We start from the raw sequence: 20174 nt of genomic DNA on the forward strand, positions 1-20174 counted from the left end.
TCCTGAAGGCATGGCGGCGGCCGGGTCCGGCTCGCCCGTCTCCCCTGAGAGCATCGGACGCCGTGCCGCCGCCCGCCTTCGCGCTGCTCCATCCGGCCCAGGACGGCCCTGGCCTTCCGGCAGCGGTGCTCAGGGACCGGCGGGCTCGTGCGCCGCCGCGTCCAGCGCCTCGCGGGCGGCGTCCAGGGCCGCGACCCGGTCGGCGGGCACCAGGCCGACGCGGGTGCGGCGGTCCAGGAGGTCGCCGGCGTCGAGTGCGCCCTCGTGCCGGGCCGCCCACCACAGTTCGGCCCGGGTGGTCTCCACCCCGTCGGCCACCGGCTCCCGCAACCGGGGGTCGGCCTCGCCGAGCGCGTGCAGGGCGGTGGCCTCGGTGCCGTACCGGGCGAGCAGTCTGCGCGGTACGGGCAGGGCCGCGAGCGCCGCCGGCGCGGCGGCGCCGACCAGCGGCAGCCGTGCGGTGCGGCAGGGCGCGGCCGCCATGCCCCGGGCGGCGAGGGCCGCGTCGAGGGCGTCCTGGGCCATCCGCCGGTAGGTGGTCAGCTTGCCGCCGACGACGGTCACGACGCCCTCGCTCGACGTCAGCACCGCGTGCTGCCGCGAGATGTCCGATGTGCGGCTGCCCGAGCCCTCCTCCGGGGCGTCGTCGAGCAGCGGCCGCAGCCCGGCGAAGGCGCCCACCACGTCGTCGCGGTGGACCGGTGTGTCCAGGGCCGTGTTGAGGACGTCGAGCAGGAAGCCGATGTCGGACTCGGGAGGCGTGGGCTCGTCCTGGACGGGGCCGTCGACAGGCTCGTCGGTCAGCCCCACGTACACCCGGCCGTCGCCCTGCGGCAGGACGAGCACGAAGCGGTTGGTCTCGCCGGGCACGGGGATGTGCAGCCCGGCGGTCAGCCCGGGCAGGGTGCTGCCCCGCAGCACCAGGTGGGTGCCGCGCGAGGGGCGCAGCTTCACGCCGTCGACCAGCTGGTCCGCCCAGACACCGGTGGCGTTGACGACCGCCCGGGCCCGGATGGTCAGCTCCTGGCCGGTCAGCTCGTCGCGTACGAGGGCGCCGGCGCCGGATACGGACAGGGCGCGGGTCCGGGTCAGGACACGGGCCCCGTGCCCGGCGGCGGTACGGGCGATGGCGGTCACCAGCCGGGCGTCGTCGGCGAGTTGGCCGTCCCAGGACAGCAGCCCGCCGTACAGGCCGTGCGGGCGCAGTCCCGGACCCGTGCGCAGGGTCTCGACGGCCGAGAGGCGGCGCGGGCCGGGCAGCGTGCGCCGTGCGGTGCCCGCGGCGACGCGCAGCAGGTCGCCGGCGCGCAGCCCGGCCTGGGCGAGCGCGGCGTTGCGCCGGGAGGTCAGGGAGGTCAGCGGCAGCACGAACGGCTGCGCGCGCACCAGATGGGGGGCGGTGCGCTCCATCAGCACCCCGCGCTCCACCGCGCTCTCGTGGGCGACACCGAGCTGCCCGGAGGCCAGATACCGCAGTCCGCCGTGGATGAGCTTCGAGCTCCAGCGGGAGGTGCCGAAGGCCAGGTCGTACGCGTCGATCGCGGCGACAGACAGTCCGCGCGAGGCGGCGTCCAGGGCGGCTCCCGCGCCGGTCGCGCCGAGCCCGACGACCAGGACGTCGACGGTCGTCCCGGCGGCCAGCCGGTCCAGGTCGCGGGCCCGGCGGGCGGCGGTGAGGGAGAAGTCCGGGCGGGGTTCGGCAGGGCTCATGGGGCGAGGGTCCTCTCGAGGATGTGCCGGAGCTCGTCGTAGAACGCTTCGTCGGCGAGGTCGGGGTCCGCCGCGTCGGCCATGGTCTGGAGCGACAGCGCGAAGGACTGGATCACCAGGAAGAGCGATCTGGCCTGGCGCGTGGGGTGGTCGGCGCGTACGGACCCGTCCTTGTGCCCCTGTTCCAGGGCCTCCTGGACGAAGGCGAGCAGCGCGTCCTGGCTGGCCCCGCGCCGGTCGAAGAGGTACGGCAGCAGCAGTTCCGGGTCGACGTCGAGGATCTTGCGGAGCAGCGGGTGCGACCGGAAGGCGCGCAGCCCGGCCACCAGCCCGTCGACCAGCTGCTCGCGCACGGGGCGGGTGGTGTCGGTGCTGGGCGCGTCCCCGAGGGTGACGGACACCCACTCCCGTGTCATGACGTCGCCCACCAGGGTGCGCACGTCGGGCCAGCGCCGGTAGATGGTCATCCGGGAGACCCCGGCCCGGCGGGCGACGTCGGTGAGGGTCGTCCGGCGGACGCCGACCGCGAGAACGCAGTCCCGGGCGGCGTCGAGCACCGCCTCGTCGTCCCGACGGTTGTGACGAATGGGCTTCATCTGTCACAGTGTAACGACGGAACGGGCGACGGCAAGCCGCCCCCCACGCCGTGGGACCGGAACAACTGCGCGACGAAGCGGGTGATCAGGTGGGTTCGGTGGACATGCTGTGGAGCGGCTGGGGCGATCCGGCCAAGGCGGCGCCACTGCCCGAAGAGGTGACGGGTCTGCTGCGGGACCTGCTGGGGGTACGCCCGGCAGCCGCCCCGGCCAAGGACCTGGCGGCCGTCGCGCCCGGCCCGTCGCGGCTGACCGGGGCGGCCCGGGCCGCCCTGGGGGCGGCGGTCGGCGAGGAGCACGTTCGCGACGACGACGAGAGCCGGGTGCGCCACACCCGGGGCAAGTCCACCCCCGACCTGCTGCGCATCCGCACCGGCGAGGTCGCCGACGCCCCGGACGCCGTGGTGCTGCCCGCCGGTCACGACGAGGTCCTGGCGGTCCTCGCGGCCTGCACCGCACACCGGGTCGCCGTCGTCCCCTTCGGCGGCGGCACCTCGGTCGTCGGCGGGCTGGCCCCCCAGGGGCACGACGCCTTCGTCGCGCTGGACCTGCGCCGGATGAACCGCCTCGTCGCCCTGGACGAGGTCTCGCGCACCGCCACCCTGGAGCCCGGGCTGCGCGGCCCCGAGGTGGAGGCGCTGCTCGCCGAACGCGGCTACACGCTCGGCCACTTCCCCCAGTCCTTCGAGTGGGCGACGGTCGGCGGGTTCGCGGCCGCCCGCTCCAGCGGCCAGGCCTCCGCGGGCTTCGGACGCTTCGACGACATGGTGACGGCCCTTCAGGTGGCCACCCCGCGCGGCACCCTGGACCTCGGCCGGGCCCCGCGCTCGGCCGCCGGGCCGGACCTGCGCCAGCTCGTCCTCGGCTCCGAGGGCGCGTTCGGCGTCATCACCTCGGTGACCGTACGGATGCACCCCACCGCCGAGACCAAGGTCTACGAGGGCTGGCGCTTCGGGTCCTTCGCCCAGGGGCAGGCCGCGCTGCGCGCCCTCGCCCAGGACGGGCCGCTACCCACCGTGCTGCGCCTCTCCGACGAGACCGAGACCATGATCGGCCTGGCCAAGCCGGACGCCATCGGCGGCGGCCTCTCCTCCGACGCGGGCTGTCTGGCCATCGTCGGGTACGAAGGCGCTCCCGAGGAGGTCGCCCACCGCAGGGCGCGGGTGGGCGCCGCCCTCGGCGAGGCGGGCGGCGAGCCGCTCGGCGAGGAGCCCGGCACCGGCTGGGCCCACGGCCGCTACAACGCGCCCTATCTGCGCGACGCCCTCCTGGACACCGGCGCCTTCGCCGAGACCCTGGAGACGGCGGCCTTCTGGTCCGACATCCCCGCCCTGTACGAGGCCGTGCGCACCGCGCTGACCCGGTCGCTCACCGAGGCGGGCACCCCGCCGCTGGTGATGTGCCACGTCTCGCACGTCTACCCGGCGGGCGCCTCGCTCTACTTCACGGTGGTCAGCGCCCAGGGCGAGGACCCGGTGGCGCACTGGGCCCCGGCCAAGAGGGCGGCGAACGACGCCATCCTCGCGGCGGGCGGCACCATCAGCCACCACCACGGCGTCGGCACCGACCACCGCGACTGGTACGCCCGGGAGATCGGTCCGCTCGGCGTCGAGGTCCTGCACGCGGTGAAGGACCGGCTCGACCCGGCAGGCATCCTGAACCCCGGCATCCTGCTGCCGCCGCTGCCCGCTCTCTGAGGTGCGCGGCACCTCCTCCCCCGCCCGCCAGCACAGCGTCGTCGCCCATCGGAGCGTAGCCATGCGACAGTTCACGGCCGTCGTCAACCCCACCGCGGGCGGGTCCCAGGGCGCCGCCGCCCTGATCCCGCTGGCCCGGCTGCTGCGCGAAGGGGGTGCGGAGCTGGAGGTCGAGTACAGCCGCGGCCTCGACCACGCGCGCACCCTGGCCCGGCGGGCCGCCGAGCGGGGCCGGGTGGTGCTCGGGGTCGGCGGCGACGGCATGGCCGGGTGCGTGGCGGGCGCGCTGGCCGGCACCGACGCCCTGGTGGGCATCGTGCCGGCCGGGCGGGGCAACGACTTCGCCCGCGCGCTCGGGCTGCCCTCCGAACCCGCCGCGCTGGCCGAGGTGCTGTTGCGCGGCGAGCCGAGGAAGGTCGACGCCATCGAGGTCGAGTCGGCCGTGCACGACAAGGTCGCCGTCCTCGGCAGCGTCTACGCCGGGGTCGACGCGGTGGCCAACCGGCACGCCAACGCCTCCCGGCTGCTGCGCGGCGCCGCCTCGTACTACATGGGCGGACTGCGCGCGGTGCTCGGCTGGCGCACCGCCCACTACCGCGTCACCGTCGACGGCACGCTCCACGAGCGCAGCGGCTACACCGTGATCGCCGCCAACTCCGGCTACTACGGCTTCGGACGGCACATCGCGCCGGACGCCGCCGTGGACGACGGCCTCCTCGACGTGGTCATCCTCAACGACTCCCCGCGCAGACTGTTCTTCACCGTCATGCGGGAGCTGGAGGACGGCCGCCACATCCGCCGCCCGCAGGTGGAGGTGCTGCGCGGCCGCGAGGTGCGCATCGAGGCGGACCGGCCGCTGCCGTACGGGGCGGACGGCGAGGTCGAGGCGGTCCTCCCGGTCACCGCGCGCGTCCTGCCCGGCGCCCTCACGCTCCTCGCGTGAGGGCCTGATCCCGCCCCCCGCCGTCCGCCCGGAAGGCAGGCGCGGCGGCGGTCGGCACGTGCCCCGCGCGCCGGGGCGTACCGTCCGCGTTCCGGGGAATCCGCTCGGCATGACCACTCAAGCCGAGCGGGCCCGGGCCCGAACTGCCAGGCGGGTCATGGCCGTTCGGGTGCTGATCACGCTGGTCGCGATCGCGGCGCTGGCGGCGTTCGCCGTCGTGCTCGCCAAACTGACGCTCACCCCCTCGCCCGCGTCACGCGACATCGCGGGGTCGAACCTGCGGCCCGGGCACTCGCTGCGCGAATACGCCGACGACTACACCTTCCTCGCCGCCTGCCGCCAGGTCGGCGGCAACCTGCTGCTCGGCGCGCCCTTCGGGCTGATCCTGCCGGTGCTGGTGCGCCGACGGCTGCGGGCGGTGCGGGTGCTGCTGTACACGGTCGTGGTGATGGTCCTCATCGAGCTGGTGCAGGGGGCGCTGGTGGAGGGGCGCGCGTTCGACGTGGACGACGTCATCCTCAACACCTCCGGCGCGCTGCTGGCGTATCTGCTGCTGGGCCGCCGCCTCGGCCGCGGCTTCCACCACCTCGGGGAAGAGCCTCGGGAGCGCCGGAAGCCGAGCCGGACCTGGCGCCTCGGGTTGCGGCGGACCGCGGCACGCCGCTGAGAGGCGGGGGCCGCCCCGCCGAGGGGTACGCGGCCCGCCCGTACCGGACCGGCCCGGCCGCGCGTCACCCGTTCCGCCGCTCCGTATGCCCTCCGCGTGAGCGTGCCCATACGATCCGTCATGGGCTGGTTCGCCCATGGGCCGGTTCGCCCTCGGGAGACACCGGCCCGGCCGCGGCCTCCCCGCTCCCGGCCGGATCCGCGAAAGGCAGGCACGCACCCATGCTCAGCACCGACTTCGTCACCGGCGCACCCAACTGGCTCGACCTCGGCAGCCCCGACACGGCGGCCTCGGCCCAGTTCTACGGCTCCGTCTTCGGCTGGGACTTCCAGTCCGCGGGCCCCGAGGCCGGCGGGTACGGCTTCTTCCAGAAGGACGGCCGGACGGTCGCCGCGCTGGGCCCGCTCACCGAGGAGGGCGCGAGCCCGGCGTGGACGGTGTACTTCCGGACACCGGACGCGGACGCCACCGCCAAGGCGGTCGAGCAGGCGGGCGGGACCGTGCGGGTGGAGCCCTTCGACGTCATGGACGCGGGCCGGATGGCGTGCCTCACCGACCCGGGCGGCGCCGACTTCTCGGTGTGGCAGCCCGCCGCCACCAAGGGCCTGGAGCGCACGCACGAGGAGGACGCGCTGTGCTGGGCCGAGCTGCACGCCCAGGACGTACCGGCCGCGCTGTCCTTCTACCGCTCGCTGTTCGGCTGGCGCTCCCAGGAGATGGCGGCGCCCGGGATGACGTACACCGTGCTGTCCACCTCCGAGGGCGACCAGCAGGACGCCTCGTTCGGCGGCCTCGCCCCGGCCCAGGAGGGCATGGAGCCGCGGTGGATCCCGTACTTCGCGGTGGCCGACGCGGACGCCACGGCGGAGCGGGCGCGGGAGAGCGGCGGCACGGTCATCATGCCCGCGTCGGACGTGCCGGACGTCGGCCGCATCGCCTGGCTCGCCGACCCCCACGGCGCCCCCTTCGCCATCCTCAAGCCCGCGCCGCAGCACGGCTGACCGGGCCCGGGGCCTGCCCTCGAACCGCCGCCCGTCCAGGCTCACATGGGGTACGAGAGCAGCCGCGCCGGCCCCTCCGGCCAGGGCTCGTCGTCATGCAGCGGAATCCACATGGTCCGCAGCGGCATCACCACGGGCCCCGCGGGCTGCTCCACCTCGACGTCCCGGTCCAGGGTCCGCCAGCCGAGGCGCCGGTAGAGCGCGACGAGCGGCGGCCGGCAGAACAGCAGCGCGTGCCTCGGCCCCCGCGTGCGCGCGTGGTCGACCGCCGCGCCCACGACCAGCCGCGCCAGGCCGTGGCCGCGCAGATCGGGCGCGACGGCCACGCCGCCCACGCCCATCACCTGCGCCTCGACGCCGCCGACCGACATCGGCAGCGGCAGCAGCCCCGCGTGCGCCACCAGCCGGCCCTCGTGGTGGACGCCGAAGTGGTCCTCCTTGGGCAGCCAGGTCAGTCCGGCGTCCGCGACGCCGAACGGGTCGGCGCCGTCGCCCAGGATCTCGTTCTGGTCGGCCCGGGTGTATCCGGCCAGCCGGACCACGGCGGGCGCCGCCGAGGACAGGGATTCACTCATCCCTTCATGATCCACTACGGGCGGACTCCTGACCAGGCTCGCTCCCGAGCGGGCCGCCCGCCACCGCCCCGGCCTGCTCGGGGCGGCGCGCCCGGACCGGGGTGAACAGCGCCAGCACCGCGACGAGCAGACAGCACGCCCCGGCCGTCAGACACACCGAGCCGGTGCCGTACCGCTGCGCGGCCCAGGTGAGGACGGCCGCGCCGACGGGGGCGGCCGAGTAGTGGATGGTCCAGAAGGCCGAGGTGACCCGGCCGAGCAGATGGTCCGGGGTCACTTCCTGCCGCAGCGACATCGAGCAGGTGCCCGCCACGCTGACGCAGCCCAGGAACGCGGCGGTCAGACCCGCGACGCCCGCCACGCTCCCGGCCGAGCCGATCGCCGCCAGGGCGAGCCCGCAGACCGCGACCCCGCTGGTCCAGGTCACCCCGAAACCGAGCCGGTGGCGGATCGGGGCGACGAAGAGCGCCCCGACGACCGTTCCCAGGGCGCCCACCGCGAAGACGGTGCCGACGGCGTCGTCGCCCTGGCCGAGGTCGTGTTTGAGGTGATAGATGATCAGGTCGTTGAGGCCGAGCGTCAGGAAGCTGAAGAACGACAGCAGGATCGTGAGGCTGCGCAGCACCGGATGCCGCCGCAGGAACGACACCCCGGCGGCCAGCTCCCTGCCCATCGACTCCCGCCTCGGGCCCCGCGCCTCGTCGCCCGACGGCCGCGCGCGGCCCTTGAACCGTACGAGGCTCAGACAGGCGGCCGACACCCCGAAGCTCCCCGCGTCGACGGCGACGGCGGCCGCCGGGCCCAGCCAGGCCGCCACCACGCCCGCGAGCAGCGGCCCCACGACGCCCGCCGCCGCGGCCGTGGCGTTCAGCCTGCCGTTGGCCTCGGTGATGCGGTCGCCCGGAACCAACGCCCGTACGGCGGTGACATAGGTGACGGAGAACAGCATCCCGACGGCCTCGGCGAGCGGCAGCACCACGTACAGCAGCCAGATCCGCGGGCCGAACGCCCAGGCCAGCGGGATCAGCGCGTACAGCGCCAACCGCACCAGGTCACAGACGATCAGCAGCTTCCGGCGGTCCAGCCGGTCGACCACGATCCCGGCGAAGACCCCCGCGACGACGGCGGCCGCCGCCGCGCTGCCGGTCAGCAGACCCATCTGGGCGACGGAGCCGGTCGCGTGCAGCACCAGCAGCGGCAGGGCGACCAGGGCGAAGGAATCACCGACGACGGAGAGGGTCTGCGCGGCCCAGAAGACCCCGAAGTCGCGGTCGCGCCACAGCGCACGCGAGCGGGCCGACAGGGGCTCGTCACCGGTGAGTTCAGGCATCCGGGGAGGGTAGTACGCGGGAGGCGCGGAGTCCCGTCAATTTCCCTGGCCCCACCAGGGCCCGGCTCTCCCGTCAGATCCAGTCGTGGCGCGCCGCGTGCAGCGCGAGCTGGAAGCGGGAGACGGAGCCCGCGAGCTGGTGCAGCTGTTCCAGGTTCCGCGACAGGGTACGGCGGCTGATGCCGAGCAGGTCGGCGATGTCCTCGTCGTTCACCCCGGTGGCGAGCAGCTCCAGGATCCGGCGCTGCGCGGGGCGCAGCGCGCGCGGCACCTGACCGCTCAGATGCATCGGATAGGCGGAGCGCCAGGCCGTCTCGAAGAGTCCGGTGAGGGCGGAGAGCAGACTGGAGGGGCGCACGAGCAGCAGCGAGTCATTGGACTCGGCCTCCACCGACGACATCGACACGATCGCCAACCGCCGGTCGAAGACGGTGAGTTTGACGGGCACGGTGGGAAGCACCCGGGCCTGCTCCCCCGCCGCGATGCACGGCTGGATGTTGCCCGCGTAGTACGAGGTGTTGCGCACCGCGGACGCGGAGTACACCACCCGGTACACCACGCCCCGGGCCAGTTTCTCCACTTCGGTCGGGTTCGGGCCCCCGGCCGTGTGGTAGGGCGGTGAGTCGAAGCGCAGCACCTCGCTCTCCGCGGCTCCCTCCACATGCCAGATGCGCTCGGCGACCCGTGGCCCGGAGACGACCTCCACCAGGTCGTCGGTGGGCTGGGAGTGCACCGAACGGCGGAAGTCGCGGAAGGCGTTGAGCGCCGCCACATGCGCCTGCCGCAGCTCGGCGGCGCGGGCGTGGGCGAGCTGGTCCAGGGCGATGGTCGGCTCGACCGGCGAGACGGCGTCGGCCTCGCCGTCGAGCACGGCGACCAGCCCGAGGCCGATGAGCCCGCGGGTGAGGCGCTCCGCCTCCCCGGGCTCCTGGCCGAGCCGCTCGGCGAGTTCGGCCACCGGCATGCGCCCGCGCCGGAGCAGCGTGGTGTACACCGCGGCCTCGCCGGGCCCCAGTCCCAGCCGGCGCAGCTCCTCGGGCAGGCCCGTGTCGTCGATGGCGGACATCGTGCCATGCCGGTACGGCCGCGCGCGGCGGGATACGGAAGGTGACGTTCGAGCCGGTTTGCGCCATCGGCGCGGGTGCCCGTTCTCGCCACTGGCGACGACGGGACACCACGCGTCCCGCAACGGCAGTACACCAAACGGACGCGGAAGGTCCGCCCCCTCACCGCCTCCCCCTAGGAGCTGACGTGCACGCACGTGCCCGACTCTGCGCCCTGACCGCCCTGCTCGCCACCGCTTCCGTACTGCCCCTGCATCTGGCGCACGCGGCGAACCGGCCACCGGCCGGGGCGAGTCCACCGGCGGGAGTGCGCCAGATACCGGACGCGATCGGCGGCCGGTACATCGTGGTCCTCGACGACCGGACCGCGGCCGCCGGTTCACCCGCCGCGGCCGCCGAACACCTCACGCGCCTGCACGGCGGGACCGTACGGCACACCTACGGCACGGTTCTCCACGGATACGCGGCCGACATGACCGCCGAGCAGGCCTCGGCCACCGCCGCGGACCCCACCGTGGCATATGTGGAGCAGGACGCGGCCCAGCACTCCTCCACGACCCAGAGCAACCCGCCGTCCTGGGGCCTGGACCGCATCGACCAGCGGACCCTGCCGCTGGACAAGAGCTATACGTACGCCACCACCGCGAGCAACGTCACCGTCTACCTCGTCGACAGCGGACTGCGCACCACGCACACGCAGTTCCAGGGGCGGGCGAGCATCGGCGTGGACGAGGTGGGAGACGGGCGCGGCGGGCAGGACTGCCTGGGCCACGGCACCCATGTGGCGGGCACGGTCGGCGGCAAGGACTACGGCGTCGCCAAGGGCGTCAAGCTCGTCGCCGTCCGCGTCACCGACTGCCACGACAGCGCCGGCACCTCGGCGATCATCGCGGCGGCCGACTGGATCACCGCGCACGCGGCCCGACCGGCGGTCGTCAACATGAGCCTCAACAGCACGTCCGTGATCAGCAGCGAGGACACGGCGATCAAGAAGTCCATCGCGGCCGGGATCACCTGGGTGGTGTCGTCGGGCAACAAGAACACCGACGCCTGCCGCAACTCGCCGGGCGACATCGCCGAGGCCGTCGTCGTCAACAACGCGGACTCCTCCGACAAACGGCGCTCCGACTCCGACTACGGCCGCTGCACCGACCTCTTCGCCCCCGGCACCGGCATCAACTCGGCCTGGAACAGCGGCGACACCGCGACCAAGGCGCTCTCCGGCACCTCGATGGCCGCGCCGCACGTCACCGGCGCGGCGGCGCTGTGGGTGTCCGCGCACCCGGACGCCCGGCCCGCCGACGTACAGCGGCAGCTGACCGACACCGCCACCCAGGGTGCGGTCTCCAACGCCGGCAGCGGCACCCCCAACCGGCTTCTGTACACCGGCGCCACCACCGCCCGGAACTGACCCACCGGGCCCTCGGACATCCCCGCCGAGCGAGCCGCCGCCCCTTCCCCACCGGCCGCCACCCCCCACACCCACCCCCCACACCAACCAAGAGGAGATCAAGTGATGCGTTTCCTGCGCACCTCGGCTTTGGCCGGCGTACCCGCCCTCGCGCTCCTGGCGCTGGGCGTCTGCGCGCCGGACGGCTCCCCACCGTCCGCCCCCGCCACCCAGCCGGTGGCCCAGGCGGCCGCACTCCCGGCGTTCGACCACGTGGTGGTCGTGCTGTTCGAGAACAAGAACTACAGCTCCATCACCGGCTCCAGCGCCCCGTACTTCACCAACCTCGCCTCCCAGGGCACCCTCTTCACCAAGTCCTTCGCCCTGACCCACCCCAGCCAGCCCAACTACATCGGCCTCTTCTCGGGCTCCCAGCAGGGCGTCAGCAACGACGACTGCCCCAAGGACTTCCGCACCGGCAACCTGGGGCAACAGCTCCTCGCCGCGGGCAAGACCTTCAAGGGCTACTCCGAGGCCCTGCCCAGCGCCGGGTACACCGGGTGCGGCAGCGGCAAGTACCGCCGCAAGCACGCCCCCTGGGTGGACTTCCCCACCGTCAATGGCGCCTCGTACAACGTGCCGTTCTCCACCTTCCCCAGCGACTACACCAAGCTGCCCACCGTGTCGTTCGTGACGCCGGACATGTGCGACGACATGCACGACTGCTCCATCGGCACAGGTGACTCCTGGCTCAAGAGCAGGCTGGACGGCTACGCCCAGTGGGCCAAGACGCACAACAGCCTCCTCGTCGTCACCTTCGACGAGGACCACTCCACCTCCGTCAACCAGATCTACACCGCGTTCGTCGGCGCCCATGTGAAGACCGGCTACAAGTCGGCCACGCAGCTCAACCACTACGGCCTGCTGCGCACCCTGGAGGACATCAACGGGCTGCCCGCCCTGGGCGGCGCGGCCGGCAAGTCCCCGGTGACGGACGCCTGGACCACCTCCTGACGGGGGGAGGTGAGGGCCGCCGCTGATCCGCGGCCCTTTCGACCGGTGCCCCGGGGCGCCCACCAGAGCCCCCGGGGCACCGGCACCACCCGTCCGTGCACCCCGGCATACGTACATCCTCCGAGGAGGCGGCAACGCCGTGTATCTCTCCACCATCGACCGCCCGTCGCGGGGCGGCGCGGGCCCGGGCCGGCGCGGCGCGCTCACGGCCGTCGGCGCCAACGTGCTGGCGCTCGGCACGGTGAGCCTGCTCACCGACGTCTCCTCGGAGATGGTCACGGCCGTGCTGCCGCTGTACTTCGTCCTCACCCTGCACCTCGGCCCGGCCGCCTACGGTGTGATGGACGGCCTCTACACCGGGGCGACCGCCCTGCTGCGCCTGGTCGGCGGCTATGTGGCGGACCGCTTCCGCACCCGCAAGGCCGTCGCGGCGGCGGGCTACGGCATGTCCGCGCTGGCCAAGCTAGGCCTCATCGCCGCCGGGAGCGTGCCGGCGCTCGGCGCGGTGCTCGTCGCGGACCGCGCGGGCAAGGGTCTGCGCACCGCGCCCCGGGACGCCCTGATCACCCTGTCGGTGCCCGAGCCCCTGCTCGGCCGGGCCTTCGGGGTGCACCGCGCGATGGACAGCGCGGGGGCGTTCGCCGGGCCGCTGGTCGCGCTCGCGGTGCTGTCGGCCGCGGGCAGCACGACGTCCCAGGCGTTCTCCGCGCTCTTCCTCACCAGCTTCTGCATCGCGGCCGCGGCCCTTGTCGTCCTCGCCCTCTTCACCCGCGACCGAGTGGAACGGCGCCCGTCGCCCACCGCCGCGCCCTCACCGCGTGCGGCACTGGGCCTGCTGCGCCGCGCCGACACCCGGCGCCTGCTGTACGCGGCCACCGCGCTGGGCCTGAGCACCGTCGGCGACGGCTTCGTCTATCTGGTGCTGCTGCGCCGCCAGGGCTTCTCCACCGGCTGGTTCCCCTGGCTCGCGGTGGGCACCAGCCTCGTCTACCTCCTGCTCGCCCCGCCCCTCGGCGCGCTCGCCGACCGCCACGGCCGGGCGGTGATGCTGCGCTGGGGCTATCTGGCGCTGGGCGGGGTGTATCTGCTGCTCGGCAGCCCGCTCTCCGGCACCCCGGTGACCGTGGCGTGCCTGTGTCTGTACGGGGCGTTCTACGCGGCCACGGACGGCGTCCTGATGGCCCTGGCCGCCCCCGCCTTCCCCGAGGCCCTGCGCACGACCGGCCTCGCCTGCGTCCAGACCGCGCAGGCCCTCGCCTATGTCACCTCGTCCGTCGCCTTCGGCCTCGCCTGGGCCGCCTGGGGTCCGGCCACCGCGTGCAGGTTCGCGGTGGTGGCGGTGGCGGCGGCCGCGGGTGTGACGCTCACGGCTCTGCGTGGCCACCGTACGAAGGAGACCGTCCGATGACCACCACCTGGCTCGACCGGCTCTCGCGCTCGCCCCGGCGGCGGGTCATCGGCGCGTCGGTCGGCTTCACCGCGCTGGCCGTGCTGGCCGGTTCGGCCATCGTGGCGGCCCGCCCGGACGCCCCGGCCAAGGTGGCCGAGCAGGGCGCGGTGACGCTGCTCCCGGGCTCCCCCTCCGTCCAGGAGCGGCCCGGGCTCGCGGCGCTGAGCACCGCCTCCGACAGCCACGGCCGGCTGATCACGGTGTCCGCGGCCGCCCCCCGAACCGTCGCCCGCCTGAACTGCGCCCGCTTCCACGCGGCGGCGGGCACCGGCCTGTGTCTGCGCCTCGACAGCAACTTGACGACCTATCAGCTGACGGTCCTCGACGCCCACCTGGGGGTCCGCACCGAGATACCGCTGGTGGGCGTGCCCAACCGGGCCCGGGTGTCGCCGAGCGGGCATCTGGTGGCCTGGACGGTGTTCGTCACCGGCGACTCCTACAACGGCGGCCGCTTCTCCACGCGCGTCGGCATCCTCGACACCCGCACCGACACGCTCGTTGCGACCCTGGAGGACTGGGCGGTCACGGTGGCGGACCGGCCCTACCACGCGAAGGACCTCAACTTCTGGGGCGTCACCTTCGCCTTGGACGACCGCCACTTCTACGCCACGATGTCCACGGCGGGCCACCGCTATCTGGTGCGCGGAGACCTCGCCACCCGCCGGCTGAACACCGTGCGGGACGGTGTGGAGTGCCCCTCCCTCTCCCCCGACGGCACCCGGATCGCCTTCAAGGCGGCCCGCGACGGCGACCCCCGCCACGGCTGGCGCCTCTCGGTGCTCGACCTCGCCTCCGGCCACGTCACCCCGCTCGCCGAGCAGCACAGCGTAGACGACCAGGCGGTCTGGCTCGACTCCCGCACGGTCGCCTACGCGCTGCGCCGGGGCAGGGACCACGCCGACATCTGGCAGACCCCGGCCGACGGAACGGGCAGCCCCCGCGTCCTCGTCGAGGACGCCCAGTCCCCGGCGACGCTCACACCGTGACGCACCCCGGGGCCTCCAGGTCGTGCACCGCCGTACGCCCGCCCGGGACACCCGGGACGACTCCGTAACCTCGGCTACCGGTACTCCTCCTTCGACCCGGCTTTCGAATGAACCGCGCAGTCGGGACCCGGCGCCATGATCGACTCATGGCCGTCCGGGAAGTGCACCCGGTAGGGCGGTGTGCCGTTCTCGCCCAGGACCTGGACGATCTCACCGATCCTGTCGTGCTGGCCGACGACCCTGCCGTGCTGCACCAGCTGGTCACCCTCGCTCGCTCGCATCGAGGCCTCCCTCGGAAGCGGACTGGTCGGTAAATGCATTTTATGCCGTATGTCCCGGTAAGCCCCGTTCTGGCATGCTTGCACCTGCCGGAAATCTCCGCCCAAACTGCTCCCCACCAAAGCGACCGAGGTGACGAAGGCGACCGAGGAGGACACCCATGACCACCCTGGTGATCGGGGCGCGCGGCAGCGTCGGACGGCAGGTGCTCGACCAGCTACTCGCCCTCGGCGAGCCGGTCCGGGCCTCGGCCCGCGACCCGCGAAAGGCCGACCTGCCCGCCGAGGTCCCGGTGGTCGCGGCCGACCTCACCCGGCCGCGGACGCTCCCGGCCGCGCTGGACGGCGTACGGAAGGTGTTCGTGTACGCCACGGCCACGGGCATGGCCGACTTCGCCGCGGCCGCCCGTGCGGCGGGCGTCGAGCACGTGGTGGTGCTGTCCTCCGGGAGCGTGCTCCTGCCGTACGCGCGCGGCAACGCGATCGCCGAGGAGCACCGGGCGACGGAGGCGGCACTCGCCGCCTCCGGGCTGCGCTGGACGCCCATCCGCCCGCTCGTCCTCGCCGGCAACGCGCTGGCCTGGTCGTCCTCGATCCGCGCGGAGGGCGTGGTGCGGCTGCTGCACCCGGAGGCGGCCACCGCGCCGATCCACGAGCGCGATGTCGCCGCCGCCGCGGTCGCCGCGCTGACCGGCCGCCCCGACGCCGCGGTCAGCGACCTCCTCACGGGCGGCGAGCTGGTGTCGCAGCGCCGCCAGGTCGAGCTGATCGGAGCGGCCGCGGGTCGGCGCATCCGTATCGAGGAGCTCACCGAGGCTCAGGCGCGCCGCGAGTTCGAGCGCTTCGGCTCGCCGCGGGTCGCCGCCTCGGTCGTGCAGTTCATCGTCGCCGCCGCCCGGGGCGGCTCCCCGGCGACAGGGACCGCGCGCCGCGTCCTCGGCCGCCCCCCGCTGCCCTTCGCGCGCTGGGCGGCCGACCACGCGGCCACCTTCACCTGACCGCGAGCCACAGCCACTCCCGGCGGTCGGACCTCACCGCGTCCCTGCTCTGTACGGACCACCGCGTTCACCGGCCCGCCGCCCAGCCGATGACCACCGCCGCGACGGCCGCGACCGCCGCCAGCGCGCTCCACACCACCGAGGTGCGGTGCCAGAAGGGCCGGTCCCCGGACGCCGGCTCTCCGCTCGGCGGCACGGCCGTACGGCCGAGCAGGTCCGCACTCGTGATCGCGGCGTCCACCCGGACCTGGGCGCCCCGGTGGGCGACGATGCTGATGACCGGCGGCGGTACGTGGTGCGGGGCCCGGCCGTGGCCGTCGTCGTTCTGGTCGCTCAACGGGGTCTCCTTCTGGGAACGTCGTCGACTTCCGCGTCCATCTCGTGCGCCTCACCCCTCCACCTCCGCCTCCCGCACGCCGATCCGCGCGGCCAGGTACCGCTGGGCCATGCGCTGATGGCTGCGGACCGTGCCCGGCGACAGGCCCATGACGTGGGCGACCTGGTCGGTCGAGTAGCCGAGGACGAAGCGCAGCACGATCACGTCGAACTGCCGCTCGGGGAGCTGCGCGATGGCGTCGTAGAGGCCGAGTTCGCTGTCCATCCCGCCCAGGGACACCCGCGCGTCCCGCATCGCCTGGCGCAGCACCTGCTGGGGTGACACCCGGCGGGCCTGCTCCGTGACGTGGCGGCGCAGTATCTGCCACGCCCAGGCCGACGGGTGGGGCTGCTGGAGGAAGAGCAGCCAGTCCCCGAGGATCGCCTCGAAGGTCGCCATGACGGCGGTCTCGGCCATTGCCTCGCGCAGGTGCAGCCGCGCGTAGGCGGCGTAGCGGGAGACGTTCATGGCGAAGAAGGCCTCGAAGGCGGGCGGCAGACCGGCCGCGCCCGTCGGCAGGCCGGGGCCCCGACCGGGCGCGCGGGTGTCGGCGACCAGGGTGGCGACCGGGCCTCGCGCGGGGGCGGGGGCCGAGCTCGGATGCGGTACGGGACCACCGCGCCCCGAGCCGGCCACGCCTCCCGGGCCACCGCCGGAGCTCCCCACGCCTCCCGGGCCACCGCCGGAGCTCCCCACGCCTCCCGGGCCACCGCCGGAGCTCCCCACGCCTCCCGGGCCACCGCCCGGACCCTCCACCGGCGGCTCGGGCCCCCCGGAGTCCTCGTCGCCGGGATCATCCGCCGCGGCGCGCTTCTCCAACCGCTCGGTCAACCCCCGTACCGCCGACTGCGACGCCGACAGGGCGCGGGCCAGGATGGCGCAGCGCCGCGACAGCTCGTCGCGCTCGGACATCAGGACGGCGTTGTCGTCCATAGCCCTGCGCATCCGTCGGCGCATCTCCACCACATTCAGACGCAGCTGCGCGACCTCCTCGGGCGAGGCCGCCCCGGCCACGGGAGGCGGCGCGCCCGGCGCACGGCCACCGGGCGCCGGAAGCGGAACGTAGGTCTCGGGCGGGCGGACGGGGGAGGCGAGGAGCCGGCGGGCCTGTGTGACGCGGTCGGGCCGGTCGGCGGCGTCGAAGCAGACCGTCGCCACCGCGTCGACGAACTCACCGGAGAGGTGGCGGCCCGCCAGCCGCTCGGCCACCGTCGTACGGCACGGAACCGGCCCGCTGAGGACGTCGCCGCGGCGCAGCGCGGCGTGCAGAGCGGCGACGGTGACGCCCGTCTCCTCCAGCCAGCTCCGCAGCAGGGCCGCCGTCTGGTTCTCCTGGGGGGTCGTCCCCCGTAACGGCCCCCACGGCCGGCCGCCCCGGCTTGCCATCCGCTCTCCTCGTACTCGCTCGGAGCACCACTGTGGAGCAGTCACGGCACAGCCGGCGGTTGTCCGTCGAAAGACGCGGACAACCGGTCCGGACCGTGAACGCCCCCGCCCGGCGCATGGCGGGATTGCGGTCGTCGGCCGGGGGAACCCGCACCCCGGGAGGTGCCGTGAAGGTGGGTACGGTGACGGTGTCCGGACGGGTCCGGGCCCGGCGGGCGGCTCGGGGTCCGGTGGTCGAGGGGGCCGCACGGGCCGGGTTCGTCGCGCGCGGGGCCATCTATGTGCTGGTGGGACTGCTGGCGGCGCGGGTCGCCATGGGCAGCGACCGCGGCCGGCAGGCCGACCGGGAGGGGGCGCTGGCGGAGATCGCCCACCGCCCGCTGGGCACGGTCGCGCTGTGGGCGCTGGCGGTGGGGCTCACCGGGATGGCGGTGTGGCGCCTGTCCGAGGCGCTGTTCGGCGCCGCTGGAGCCGATGGCCGCAAGGCGCGCAAACGGCTGGTCTCCGGGGGGCGCTGTCTCTTCTACGGCTTCGTCGCGTACACCGTCTCGACGTACGCCCTCGGCGACCGCCGCAGCGAGGGCGGCTCCAGCGACCGCACCTCCCAGGACCTCACGGCCCGGCTGCTGGACCTGCCGGGCGGGCGGTGGATGGTGGGGGCGGCCGGAGTCGTCGCGATCGGGGTCGGCGGATGGCTCGCGGCACGGGCGGCGCTGCGCAAGTACCACGACCGCATGCGGCTCACCGAGATGTCACCGCGCACCCGTCTGGCGGTGGACTGCACGGGTGTGGCGGGCGGGGTCGCCCGGGGCGCCGTCTTCGCCGCGGCCGGCGGCTTCGCGCTGTGGGCGGCTGTCGGCTTCGACCCCCGCCGCGCCAAGGGCATGGACGACACCCTGCGCTCCTTCGCGCACACCCCGGCGGGGCCCTGGCTGCTGATGGCGGTGGCCGCGGGCCTGGCGCTCTTCGGGCTGTTCTCCTTCGCGATGGCACGCTGGCGCAGGTTCTGAGCCCGTCGGCGCGGCCCCCGACCACCGAATTTCAGCCGCTCGAGAACAGGTCCGTGTGGAAAGTGGGTTACCGGGTACACGCTCCTCGCGTTGGTACGCGTGAAAGCCATTAGGTCGATCCAGGGAGAGATCATGACGACGGTCGAGGTCAGCACCATGGCGGGTCAGCGGACCCAGGTGGCGCCCGAGCTGCCCCTGGTGGAGTGCCCCGACAAGCTCGCTCCGCGTGACGCGCGGGAGCTGTCACGCCTCTTCTTCGAGCAACTCGCGGTACTGGAGGAGGGAACGCCTGCCTATCAGTACGCGCGTAACACCCTCATTGAGATGAACATGTCACTGGTGCGTTTCGCCGCGCGGCGCTTCCGCCAGTACGCGGACGAGATCGAGGACGTCGTCCAGGTCGGCATGATCGGTCTGATCAAGGCCATCGACCGGTTCGAGCTGTCGCGCGAGACCCAGTTCGCCACGTTCGCCGTGCCCTATGTCGTCGGCGAGATGAAGCGCTTCTTCCGCGACACCACCTGGGCCGTGCACGTCCCGCGCCGGCTCCAGGAGCGCCGCACGGAGCTGGGCAAGGCCCGGGCCGAGCTGGAGAGCCGCCTGGACCGCTCCCCCACCGTCAAGGAGCTCGCCGAGCTGATGGACATCAGCGAGGAGGAGGTCCTGGAGGCCCAGCTGGCCGCCAACGGCTACCACTCCTCGTCCCTCGACGCCGCCCTCTCCGGCAACGAGGAGGAGGGCGAGGCCGCCCTCTCCGACATCATCGGCTGCGAGGACCCAGCGATGGAGCTGGTCGAGGACTTCCACGCGCTCGCACCCGCGATGGACACCCTGACCGAGCGCGAGCGCTTCGTCGTCCATCTGCGGTTCGTGGAGGAGCGCACCCAGGCGGAGATCGGTGAGGCGCTCGGCGTCTCCCAGATGCAGGTGTCCCGCATCCTGCGCCGGATCCTCACCAAGCTGCGCACCGGGATGGGTGTCGTCGCGGACTGACGCGCGACGCCCCTGTTCCGGGCCGGTGCCAAGGTGCGACAGAGCACCTTGGCACCGGCTCGCCGCGCAGTGGACACGCAGTGGAGTCGCCGTGCAATGGCGAAGCCGTACCGCCTGGTGCGGCTCATCACCGCGCTCAGACGCGCTCAAAACGGGCTCAAAGCAGAGGTAGAGGCGCACTCACAGCGCGGCCGGCACGCGCAACAGCGCGTCCAGCACTCAGGCCGATCCCAGCGGCAGGAAGACCTGGATGCGCTTGCCGCCCGCGGGCATCAGGCTCACGGTGACGCTGGTCGCCAGTCGGCAGATCATCGGCCATCCGTAGCCGCCCGGGGTGAAGTCACCGCCGGGCTCCTTCATCGAGGGCAGCCCGGAACTCGCGTCCTCGACCACCAGTCGCAGCCCGACGCGGTCGGCCATCGCCTCAAAGGCGGTGACGCCGCCCGCGTGCCGCAGCGCGTTCGTCACCAGCTCGGACGTCACCAGCAGCGCGTCCGCGACCACCGGGTCCTGCGTCGACACGGAAGGACGGCCCAGCGCCGCGCCCAGCAGCGCCTTCACGCGCCGGCGCGCCTCGGCGGCGTCGACCGGCACCAGTCCGGTCCTCCACGTCGGAGCCGTTTCCTCACTCACCTCACTGCCCCCGTCCTGCGTGCGGAACCGCCCGCCTTCACCCCTGCGCACCTGCCCAGGGTTCCCACAAGTCAATC

20 protein-coding genes are annotated in these 20174 nt (G+C 74.1%); 11 read left to right on the forward strand and 9 right to left on the reverse strand.

Annotated elements, in window-relative coordinates:
- Positions 1–129 precede the first annotated feature (129 nt).
- On the reverse strand, positions 130–1710 hold the full coding sequence (locus ABD236_RS08800; protein WP_344072046.1) for a glycerol-3-phosphate dehydrogenase/oxidase: 1581 nt from the start codon (positions 1708–1710) through the stop codon (positions 130–132).
- Positions 1707–2306 carry a TetR/AcrR family transcriptional regulator gene (locus tag ABD236_RS08805; RefSeq protein WP_344072048.1) on the reverse strand — a complete coding sequence of 200 codons (600 nt, stop codon included), beginning with the start codon at positions 2304–2306 and terminating at the stop codon, positions 1707–1709. Before ABD236_RS08805 ends, ABD236_RS08800 begins: the two co-directional genes overlap by 4 nt.
- Positions 2307–2404: 98 nt before the next feature.
- Between ABD236_RS08805 and ABD236_RS08810 the strand changes: the two genes are divergently transcribed.
- The 4 genes from ABD236_RS08810 (at position 2405) to ABD236_RS08825 (ending at position 6614) form a co-directional block, all read left to right on the forward strand.
- A complete protein-coding gene (locus ABD236_RS08810; RefSeq protein ID WP_344072050.1) occupies positions 2405–4003 on the forward strand; it encodes an FAD-binding oxidoreductase in 1599 nt (532 codons plus the stop codon).
- Positions 4004–4064: 61 nt separating this feature from the next.
- The gene (locus ABD236_RS08815; protein WP_344072053.1) at positions 4065–4946 is read left to right on the forward strand and encodes a diacylglycerol/lipid kinase family protein; all 882 of its coding nucleotides are present in this window, start codon (positions 4065–4067) and stop codon (positions 4944–4946) included.
- A gap of 109 nt (positions 4947–5055) precedes the next feature.
- A complete protein-coding gene (locus ABD236_RS08820; protein ID WP_425543842.1) occupies positions 5056–5613 on the forward strand; it encodes a VanZ family protein in 558 nt (185 codons plus the stop codon).
- 221 nt (positions 5614–5834) lie between these two features.
- Positions 5835–6614 carry a VOC family protein gene (locus ABD236_RS08825; protein WP_344072055.1) on the forward strand — a complete coding sequence of 260 codons (780 nt, stop codon included), beginning with the start codon at positions 5835–5837 and terminating at the stop codon, positions 6612–6614.
- A gap of 41 nt (positions 6615–6655) precedes the next feature.
- On the opposite strand, the gene ABD236_RS08830 is transcribed toward ABD236_RS08825, so the two are convergent.
- From ABD236_RS08830 to ABD236_RS08840, 3 genes are all read right to left on the reverse strand, one after another.
- Positions 6656–7189 (reverse strand): GNAT family N-acetyltransferase, encoded by a 534-nt coding sequence (locus ABD236_RS08830; protein ID WP_344072057.1) that lies wholly within the window; start codon positions 7187–7189, stop codon positions 6656–6658.
- A 4-nt stretch (positions 7190–7193) separates the two neighbouring features.
- Positions 7194–8519, reverse strand: coding sequence for an MFS transporter (locus ABD236_RS08835; RefSeq protein ID WP_344072058.1), 1326 nt, complete (start codon positions 8517–8519; stop codon positions 7194–7196).
- Positions 8520–8592: 73 nt separating this feature from the next.
- Positions 8593–9585, reverse strand: coding sequence for a helix-turn-helix domain-containing protein (locus tag ABD236_RS08840; RefSeq protein WP_344072060.1), 993 nt, complete (start codon positions 9583–9585; stop codon positions 8593–8595).
- A gap of 185 nt (positions 9586–9770) precedes the next feature.
- On the opposite strand from ABD236_RS08840, the gene ABD236_RS08845 reads away from it, so the two are divergent.
- The 4 genes from ABD236_RS08845 (at position 9771) to ABD236_RS08860 (ending at position 14423) form a co-directional block, all read left to right on the forward strand.
- On the forward strand, positions 9771–10994 hold the full coding sequence (locus ABD236_RS08845) for a S8 family peptidase (RefSeq protein WP_344072062.1): 1224 nt from the start codon (positions 9771–9773) through the stop codon (positions 10992–10994).
- Between the two features lie 105 nt (positions 10995–11099).
- Entirely contained in the window at positions 11100–11987 is an 888-nt protein-coding gene (locus ABD236_RS08850; RefSeq protein ID WP_344072064.1) for an alkaline phosphatase family protein, read from the forward strand.
- 139 nt (positions 11988–12126) lie between these two features.
- Positions 12127–13395: an MFS transporter gene (locus ABD236_RS08855; RefSeq protein ID WP_344072066.1), complete on the forward strand. Its 1269-nt coding sequence runs from the start codon at positions 12127–12129 to the stop codon at positions 13393–13395.
- Positions 13392–14423 (forward strand): hypothetical protein, encoded by a 1032-nt coding sequence (locus tag ABD236_RS08860; RefSeq protein WP_344072068.1) that lies wholly within the window; start codon positions 13392–13394, stop codon positions 14421–14423. The genes ABD236_RS08855 and ABD236_RS08860 overlap by 4 nt, the downstream gene beginning before the upstream one ends.
- Before the next feature lie 74 nt (positions 14424–14497).
- Here ABD236_RS08860 and ABD236_RS08865 read toward each other — a convergent pair whose 3' ends face one another.
- Positions 14498–14704, reverse strand: a complete 207-nt coding sequence (locus tag ABD236_RS08865; protein WP_344072070.1) for a DUF1918 domain-containing protein — start codon at positions 14702–14704, stop codon at positions 14498–14500.
- A 158-nt stretch (positions 14705–14862) separates the two neighbouring features.
- Here ABD236_RS08865 and ABD236_RS08870 point away from each other — a divergent pair, with 158 nt between their 5' ends.
- Positions 14863–15699: an NAD(P)H-binding protein gene (locus tag ABD236_RS08870; protein ID WP_344072072.1), complete on the forward strand. Its 837-nt coding sequence runs from the start codon at positions 14863–14865 to the stop codon at positions 15697–15699.
- A 67-nt stretch (positions 15700–15766) separates the two neighbouring features.
- Here ABD236_RS08870 and ABD236_RS08875 read toward each other — a convergent pair whose 3' ends face one another.
- A complete protein-coding gene (locus ABD236_RS08875; RefSeq protein ID WP_344072074.1) occupies positions 15767–16036 on the reverse strand; it encodes a hypothetical protein in 270 nt (89 codons plus the stop codon).
- Between the two features lie 51 nt (positions 16037–16087).
- Positions 16088–17461: a sigma-70 family RNA polymerase sigma factor gene (locus ABD236_RS08880; RefSeq protein ID WP_344072076.1), complete on the reverse strand. Its 1374-nt coding sequence runs from the start codon at positions 17459–17461 to the stop codon at positions 16088–16090.
- 167 nt (positions 17462–17628) lie between these two features.
- Here ABD236_RS08880 and ABD236_RS08885 point away from each other — a divergent pair, with 167 nt between their 5' ends.
- Entirely contained in the window at positions 17629–18471 is an 843-nt protein-coding gene (locus tag ABD236_RS08885) for a DUF1206 domain-containing protein (protein WP_425543843.1), read from the forward strand.
- 132 nt (positions 18472–18603) lie between these two features.
- The gene (locus tag ABD236_RS08890; protein ID WP_344072082.1) at positions 18604–19464 is read left to right on the forward strand and encodes a SigB/SigF/SigG family RNA polymerase sigma factor; all 861 of its coding nucleotides are present in this window, start codon (positions 18604–18606) and stop codon (positions 19462–19464) included.
- A gap of 219 nt (positions 19465–19683) precedes the next feature.
- Here the strand turns inward: ABD236_RS08890 and ABD236_RS08895 are convergent, their stop codons facing one another.
- Positions 19684–20058 carry an ATP-binding protein gene (locus tag ABD236_RS08895; RefSeq protein WP_344072084.1) on the reverse strand — a complete coding sequence of 125 codons (375 nt, stop codon included), beginning with the start codon at positions 20056–20058 and terminating at the stop codon, positions 19684–19686.
- Positions 20059–20174: the final 116 nt, after the last annotated feature.

The organism is Streptomyces crystallinus (genome assembly GCF_039521265.1).
Taxonomy (GTDB): Bacteria; Actinomycetota; Actinomycetes; order Streptomycetales; family Streptomycetaceae; genus Streptomyces; species Streptomyces crystallinus.